The organism is Actinomadura soli (assembly GCF_005889715.1).
GTDB classification, from domain to species: domain Bacteria; phylum Actinomycetota; class Actinomycetes; order Streptosporangiales; family Streptosporangiaceae; genus Spirillospora; species Spirillospora soli.
In genome coordinates this window covers 1-1,068 of sequence record NZ_VCKW01000578.1, presented here as the reverse complement: position 1 = coordinate 1,068, position 1,068 = coordinate 1, and the positions used below count along the sequence as shown (strand labels likewise).

General features: G+C 73.0%; 2 protein-coding genes. One reads left to right on the top strand and one right to left on the bottom strand.

Annotated elements, in window-relative coordinates; translation table 11 throughout:
* Window positions 1-84: 84 nt before the first annotated feature.
* Window positions 85-627 carry a cysteine dioxygenase family protein gene (locus tag ETD83_RS41935; RefSeq protein ID WP_138650782.1) on the bottom strand — a complete coding sequence of 181 codons (543 nt, stop codon included), beginning with the start codon at window positions 625-627 and terminating at the stop codon, window positions 85-87.
* 126 nt (window positions 628-753) lie between these two features.
* On the opposite strand from ETD83_RS41935, the gene ETD83_RS41930 reads away from it, so the two are divergent.
* Window positions 754-1,068: response regulator transcription factor (locus tag ETD83_RS41930; RefSeq protein ID WP_138650781.1), on the top strand; the 315-nt coding region annotated here is incomplete at its 3' end.

Genomic DNA, 1,068 nt, shown 5'->3' with positions numbered 1-1,068 from the left:
CACCTGACCGGCCCCCCGGCACCACCGCACACCTATCGCGCACCTTGCAGCCGCGCCCATACGCGCCGCCGCCTGTGCATGGATCTAGGGGTGGATCGGGAGGTCGTAGTAGCGGCGGGCGCTGGAGCCGATGGCGTTGAGGTCGGTGCCGTAGATGTGCAGGGAGACGGCGACATCGGGGCTGTCGTTGCGGACGCGGTGGATGTCCCCGGGCGGGGCGAAGCCGCTGATCTCGCCGACCGGAGCGTGGTTGCTTCCGGCCTCGATCAGGGCGGTGCCGTCCTCGGAGAGCGTGTAGAGGTCCTCGTACTCGACGCCGGCGAGGACGCCGAACACGCACCAGGTCACATGATCGTGGATGCGGGTCACCGCGCCGGGCTGCCAGACGATCGCCACCATCGAGAACGAGCCGTCCGGCTCCACGTGCAGGCGGTGGCCGCGGAAGGTGCCGCGCTCACCGGCGAGCTGGTCCGGGGTGAGCAGGGCCGGCGACGGCAGGTGCTCGCACAGCGCGTCCGCCACGTGGGACGCGGTGTCGCGCCGTCCGCCGGGACGGGCCACGGCCGCTCGTACTGCGGTGACCAGTTCGTCCAGGTCTGTGGTGGGGGGCGCGGTTAGGGTGTTCATGGTGTCCTCCTCGTGTGCCGGGCGGGCCTCGTCGGGTTGTGTCTCCAGCGTCCGGTCTGAGGGGTGGCGCGGTCATCCGTGGCGCCCGCAGAGCACCACGGATGCCGCCACGGAAAGGGGCCGGCGGTGGCGGAACGGATATCCGAGCGGGAGGCCGAGGTGCTCGCCGCGCTCGGCTCGCGGCTGTCCAACGCGCAGATCGCGAACCGGCTGCACGTCTCCGTCCGGACGGTGGAGAGCCACGTGTCGTCGCTGCTGCGCAAGTACGGTGTGGCCGACCGGTGGGCGCTGGCGGAGCTGGCCCGCTCCGCGGCGCCGGAACCGGGCCGTGTCGTCGGGCTGCCCGCGTCCGGGACGACGTTCGTCGGCCGCGACGCCGAGCGGGCCGACGTGCTGGCGGCGCTGGAGGACGCCCGGCTGGTGACGCTGCTGGGGCCGGGC

Bases quoted from the DNA above. Each gene is read 5' to 3' on its own strand.
- ETD83_RS41935 (WP_138650782.1), bottom strand. From the start codon at position 627: ATGAACACCCTAACCGCGCCCCCCACCACAGACCTGGACGAACTGGTC.